The organism is Streptomyces sp. ActVer, assembly GCF_027270795.1.
Classification (GTDB): domain Bacteria; phylum Actinomycetota; class Actinomycetes; order Streptomycetales; family Streptomycetaceae; genus Streptomyces; species Streptomyces umbrinus_A.
Genome location: NZ_JAPWHT010000545.1, coordinates 1 through 6,340, shown reverse-complemented (window position 1 = coordinate 6,340; position 6,340 = coordinate 1). Strand labels below are relative to the sequence as shown.

Sequence of the window (6,340 nt, the reverse complement as noted above, 5' to 3'; positions counted from 1 at the left end):
TGCGCCCGACCGTCCCGCCCGGCACCTCGTCACCACCGCCGACGCGATGCTCGCCTTCCAGCACACCGTGCTTCCGCTGGGTGACGAGAAACCCTCGGCCGCCCACCGTGCCCGGCTCGCGCTTGCCGAAGCCGCCGGGACGGTGCTGGCCGGCGGCCTGTCCCTGCTCGGCATCGACGCCCCAGAACATCTCTAGAACATCTCTGAGGAAGCCCAACAGACATGAGCCGTTCCGCACACCCCGCCGGGCCCCGTCACGCCGATGTCTGGCCCGAGGGCCACTACTCCGCCCCGCCCGCCGACCTGAACGCCCTCGACCCGAAGGTCTGGGCGCAGACGGTCACGCGTACCGGCACAGGTGAGGTCAGCGTCGGGGGGATCGGCGTCGCCGCGCTCGCCGAGGAGTTCGGCACGCCCGCCTACTTCGTCGACGAGACCGATTTCCGGGCGCGGGCGCGTGCCTGGCGTACCGCTTTCGGGCATGACGCCGACGTGTTCTATGCCGGCAAGGCGTTCCTCTCCCGCACCATCGTGCGCTGGCTGCACGAGGAGGGGCTCAACCTCGACGTGTGCTCCGGCGGCGAGCTGACCACCGCCCTCTCCGCCGGGATGCCCGCCGACCGCATCGCCTTCCACGGCAACAACAAGTCGACGGACGAGATCACCCAGGCCATCGAGAGCGGCGTCGGGCGGATCGTCCTCGACTCGTTCCAGGAGATCGTGCGCGTCGCACACATCGCGCAGAGCCTCGGCAAGCGGCAGCGCGTGCAGATCCGGGTGACCGTCGGCGTCGAGGCCCACACGCACGAGTTCATCGCCACCGCGCACGAGGACCAGAAGTTCGGCATCGCGCTCGCTGACGGGCAGGCCGCCGAGGCCGTACGGCGCGCGCTGACCCTCGACGGGCTCGAACTGATCGGCATCCACTCCCACATCGGGTCGCAGATCTTCGACATGGCGGGCTTCGAGGTGGCCGCGCGCCGTGTCGTGGCGCTGCTCGCCGAGATCCGTGACGAGCACGGCGTCGAGCTTCCCGAGATCGACCTCGGCGGCGGCCTCGGCATCGCCTACACGAGTGACGACGACCCGCGTGAGCCGCACGAGATCGCCAAGGCGCTCGACGAGATCGTCACGCGTGAGTGCGAGTCCGCCAAGCTGCGGACGCCCCGTATCTCCGTCGAGCCCGGGCGCGCCATCGTGGGCCCGACCGCGTTCACGCTCTACGAGGTCGGCACCATCAAGCCCCTCGAAGGACTGCGTACGTACGTCTCCGTCGACGGCGGCATGTCCGACAACATCCGCACCGCGCTGTACGACGCCGAGTACAGCGTCGCCCTCGTCTCGCGGACGAGCGACGCCGAACCCATGCTCGTACGCGTCGTCGGCAAGCACTGCGAGAGCGGCGACATCGTCGTGAAGGACGCCTTCCTGCCCTCCGACCTCGCGCCCGGCGACCTCATCGCGGTGCCGGCCACCGGTGCGTACTGCCGCTCGATGGCGAGCAACTACAACCACGCCCTGCGCCCGCCGGTCGTCGCGGTCCGGGACGGCGAGGCGCGCGTGATCGTCCGCCGCGAGACGGAGGAGGACCTCCTGCGTCTCGACGTCGGCTGACAGGATCGACGGAACCATCCTGAGCGGGGCGGAAGATCTCCTGTCTGCCGCCCCGTACAAATGAAATAGACATCTCACGATCCGGACGAGGGGTAGAAACCCCCGTCCGGTGAGTGAGACTGGTCCCACCGTGACGGTATGAGGAAACGAGGTCGGATGATGCGTACGCGTCCGCTGAAGGTGGCGCTGCTGGGCTGTGGGGTTGTCGGCTCAGAGGTGGCGCGCATCATGACGACGCACGCCGACGATCTCGCCGCGCGCATCGGCGCCCCCGTCGAGCTCGCGGGTGTGGCGGTACGCCGGCCCTCCAAGGTGCGTGAGGGCATCGACCCCGCCCTCGTCACCACCGACGCCACCGCGCTCGTCAAGGGCGGGGACATCGACGTGGTCGTCGAGGTCATCGGCGGCATCGAGCCCGCCCGCACGCTCATCACGACCGCCTTCGAGCACGGCGCGTCCGTCGTCTCCGCGAACAAGGCGCTCCTCGCCCAGGACGGTGCCGCGCTGCACGCCCTCGCCGAGGAGCAGGGCAGGGACCTCTATTACGAGGCCGCCGTCGCCGGTGCCATCCCGCTGATCCGCCCGCTGCGCGAGTCCCTCGCAGGCGACAAGGTCAACCGGGTGCTGGGCATCGTCAACGGCACCACCAACTTCATCCTCGACAAGATGGACTCGACGGGGGCCGGCTATCAGGAGGCCCTCGACGAGGCCACCGCCCTGGGGTACGCCGAGGCCGACCCGACCGCCGACGTCGAGGGGTTCGACGCCGCCGCCAAGGCCGCCATCCTCGCCGGGATCGCCTTCCACACGCGCGTGCGTCTCGACGACGTCTACCGCGAGGGCATGACCGAGGTCACCGCCGCCGACTTCGCCTCGGCGAGGCGGATGGGCTGCACCATCAAGCTGCTCGCCATCTGCGAGCGGGCCGCCGACGGGGGATCGGTCACCGCGCGCGTGCACCCCGCCATGATTCCGCTGAGCCACCCCCTCGCCTCCGTGCGCGGCGCGTACAACGCCGTGTTCGTCGAGTCGGACGCCGCCGGGCAGCTCATGTTCTACGGGCCGGGCGCCGGTGGTGCGCCGACCGCCTCCGCCGTTCTCGGTGACCTCGTCGCGGTCTGCCGCAACAAGCTCAGCGGTGCGACGGGGCCCGGCGACTCGGCGTATACCCAGCTGCCCGTGAGCCCCATGGGTGAGGTCGTGACCCGCTATCACATCAGCCTCGATGTGGCGGACAAACCGGGTGTTCTCGCCCAGGTTGCGACCGTTTTCGCCGAGCACGGTGTCTCGATCGATACCGTTCGGCAGCAAGGCCGACAGGACGGAGGCGGCGAGGCCTCTCTCGTCGTCGTCACGCACCGCGCGTCCGACGCGTCCCTCAACGGGACCGTCGAGGCGTTGCGCAACCTCGACACCGTGCGGGGTGTCGCCAGCATCATGCGGGTTGAAGGAGAGTAACGAGCAATGACCCACCAGTGGCGCGGAATCATCGAGGAGTACCGGGACCGGTTGCCGGTATCCGACACCACGCCGGTCGTGACGCTGCGCGAGGGCGGTACGCCGCTCGTGCCGGCGCAGGTGCTCTCCGAGCGCACGGGCTGCGAGGTCCACCTCAAGGTCGAGGGTGCGAACCCCACCGGGTCCTTCAAGGACCGCGGCATGACCATGGCCATCACGCGGGCCAAGGAGGAGGGCGCGAAGGCCGTCATCTGTGCCTCGACGGGCAACACGTCGGCCTCCGCCGCCGCGTATGCCGTACGGGCCGGAATGGTGTGTGCCGTTCTTGTACCGCAGGGCAAGATCGCGCTCGGCAAGATGGGCCAGGCCCTCGTGCACGGCGCGAAGATCCTCCAGGTCGACGGCAACTTCGACGACTGCCTCACGCTGGCGCGCAGCCTCTCCGACAACTACCCGGTGGCGCTGGTCAATTCGGTGAACCCGGTGCGTATCGAGGGGCAGAAGACCGCCGCCTTCGAGATCGTGGACATGCTGGGTGACGCACCCGACATCCACGTCCTTCCGGTGGGCAACGCGGGCAACATCACCGCGTACTGGAAGGGGTACACCGAGTACGCCGCCGACGGGATCGCCCGGCAGACCCCGCGCATGTGGGGCTTCCAGGCGTCCGGTTCCGCGCCCATCGTGCGCGGCGAGGTCGTCAAGGACCCCTCGACGATCGCCACCGCGATCCGTATCGGCAACCCGGCCTCGTGGAAGTTCGCGCTGGCCGCGCGGGACGAGTCGGGCGGCTTCATCGACGAGGTGACGGACCGTGAGATCCTGCGCGCCTACCGCCTGTTGGCCGCTCAGGAGGGCGTCTTCGTGGAGCCCGCCTCCGCGGCTTCGGTCGCCGGTCTGCTCAAGGCCGCCGAGCAGGGCAAGGTCGACCCGGGCCAGCGCATCGTCTGCACGGTGACCGGAAACGGCCTCAAGGACCCGGACTGGGCCGTCGCGGGCGCACCGCAGCCGGTCACCGTCCCGGTCGACGCGGCAACGGCCGCAGAGCGCCTCGGCCTGGCGTAACACGGGACCTCGGCCTGTCGTAGCCCGACACCAACGCCGGGCCACCAACGGCGAGTGAGCCGAAGGGGCGCGCCTGTGTCGAGAGTCCGAGCGCGCGGAGCGCCCGACGAAGGAGGGCCGAGCACGGTCGGACTCTCGACACAGGCTTCTGCGCCCCGGAGGCGAACCGAGCCCTAAAAAAATGGGGGGTGCACAAGGGGCTTACGACACGCATCGTGCGCCTCCTGTGCGCCCTATGTCGCCACAGAACCTTCCTTCGATAGGCTGTACTGAACCCGCCCGCCGCATATGCCGCGGTGCCGCGCCGTCCCTGCGGCCTCCGGGTCTTCCGCATTTTCCGTATGTCTCGCAGGATTTCGACAATCTCGCAGCTCAAGCTCAAGGAGAGTCATCGAGCGATGGCCGGTCCAGCGTTCCGCGCCGCCGCCGTCCGGGTGCGCGTCCCCGCCACCAGTGCCAACCTCGGCCCGGGCTTCGACGCCTTCGGCCTGTCACTGGGGCTGTACGACGACGTGGTCGTCCGGGTGGCCGACTCCGGACTGAACATCGACATCGCAGGCGAGGGCAGCGAGACGCTCCCACGCGACGAGAGCCACCTGCTCGTACGCTCCCTGCGCACCGCCTTCGATCTGCTCGGCGGACAGCCGCGCGGTCTCGAGATCGTCTGCGCCAACCGCATCCCGCACGGCCGGGGCCTCGGCTCCTCGTCCGCCGCCATCTGCGCGGGCATCGTCGCTGCACGCGCAGTGACCATAGGCGGCGACAGCAAGCTCGACGACGAGGCACTTCTGGAGCTCGCGACGGAGATCGAGGGCCACCCCGACAACGTCGCGGCCTGTCTGCTCGGCGGTTTCACACTGTCCTGGATGGAGGGCGGATCCGCGCGCGCCATCAGGATGGAACCCGCCGATTCCATCGTTCCGGTGGTTTTCGTACCGGCGAAACCGGTCCTCACCGAGACCGCCCGAGGACTGCTCCCGCGCGCCGTTCCGCATGTCGACGCGGCAGCCAACGCGGGCCGCGCCGCACTGCTTGTCGAGGCCCTGACCAGGCGCCCCGAGCTGTTGCTGCCCGCCACCGAGGACCGACTGCACCAGGAGTACCGCGCCCCGGCCATGCCGGAGAGCGCGGCTCTGGTGGAGCGGCTGCGGGCCGACGGAATTCCCGCGGTGATCTCCGGCGCCGGGCCCACCGTGCTCGCGCTCGCCGCCGACACCGCGGCCGACAAGGTCGCACGACTGGCGGGCGAGGGCTGGGCGGCCAACCGGCTGGGCCTCGACGCCACGGGGGCGAGCGTGCTGCCGCTGGCTCCGTGACACACGGTCGCCGGATTTCGAGAGGGGGAATGTTTGTTGGATCCGGTAGTGTTAACCTCAAGTCTGCACCCGACCCCACCATGGCGAGGTGCTTCACGTCCCCGTCCGGGACAACCATTCTTCCGGGAGCCCCCCAAACTGCTTTGTGCCATGCATTGGGTGCTACGCGCTGAGCGGTGCTGAGCACGCTCCGGAACCGGCGTGACCGAGCCGATGGACACGGAACCTCAGTGCCCCGGCCCCGGGAATCGCCATCCCAGAAATTCCCTCCGCCTTTTGGCGGACCACCGCCCCGGCACGGTCCACACAGCAAGGACCACTGTCGGACAGCACAACCGGTCGCCGAGCCAGACAGGCCGACGTCCGCTCCAGGGAAGGACCCTTCGTGAGCGACACCACCGATCTGATGGGCGCACGTGTCGAGGAGACCGCTGCCGCGCCCGCCACGGACGCCTCCGCGCCTGCCACCGGTGCCGGCTCCCGTCGGCGCCGCGGTACCGGCCTTGAGGGCATGGTGCTGGCCGAGCTGCAGCAGGTCGCATCCGGCCTCGGCATCAGGGGCACCGCGCGGATGCGCAAGAGCCAGCTGATCGAGGTCATCAAGGAGGCGCAGGCGGGCGGAGGTGCTCCGGCCAAGGCCGAGACCGCCACCGAGACCAAGCCGAAGCGCCGGGCCACCTCGAAGGCCCGTACGGGCGACGACGCCGCTCCCGCCGACAAGAAGGCGGAGGCCAAGGCCGAGAAGGCCGTGGCACAGCAGCAGATCGAGATCCCCGGCCAGCCCGCGAGTGACGACGCCCCGGCCGAGCGCCGCCGGCGCCGCGCGACCGCCGAGGCCGGCAGCCCCGAGACGGTCACCGCCGAGGCGAAGAGCGAGCCGAAGGCCG

The 6,340-nt window shown here is 70.0% G+C and carries 6 protein-coding genes; all 6 read left to right on the top strand.

Translation table 11 applies throughout. The features are described 5' to 3' along the window. Positions 1-196: DALR anticodon-binding domain-containing protein (locus O3Q52_RS46925; RefSeq protein ID WP_269654585.1), on the top strand; the 196-nt coding region annotated here is incomplete at its 5' end. Positions 197-222: 26 nt separating this feature from the next. Next, positions 223-1,614: a diaminopimelate decarboxylase gene (gene lysA, locus O3Q52_RS46920; RefSeq protein WP_269654584.1), complete on the top strand. Its 1,392-nt coding sequence runs from the start codon at positions 223-225 to the stop codon at positions 1,612-1,614. 159 nt (positions 1,615-1,773) lie between these two features. Further along, entirely contained in the window at positions 1,774-3,072 is a 1,299-nt protein-coding gene (locus O3Q52_RS46915; RefSeq protein ID WP_269654586.1) for a homoserine dehydrogenase, read from the top strand. Positions 3,073-3,078: 6 nt separating this feature from the next. Next, entirely contained in the window at positions 3,079-4,137 is a 1,059-nt protein-coding gene (gene thrC, locus O3Q52_RS46910) for a threonine synthase (protein WP_190232153.1), read from the top strand. 398 nt (positions 4,138-4,535) lie between these two features. Continuing rightward, a complete protein-coding gene (thrB, locus tag O3Q52_RS46905; RefSeq protein WP_269654583.1) occupies positions 4,536-5,453 on the top strand; it encodes a homoserine kinase in 918 nt (305 codons plus the stop codon). 385 nt (positions 5,454-5,838) lie between these two features. After that, positions 5,839-6,340, top strand: a 502-nt coding sequence (locus tag O3Q52_RS46900) for a Rho termination factor N-terminal domain-containing protein (RefSeq protein WP_269654582.1), incomplete at its 3' end; no start/stop codon positions are given.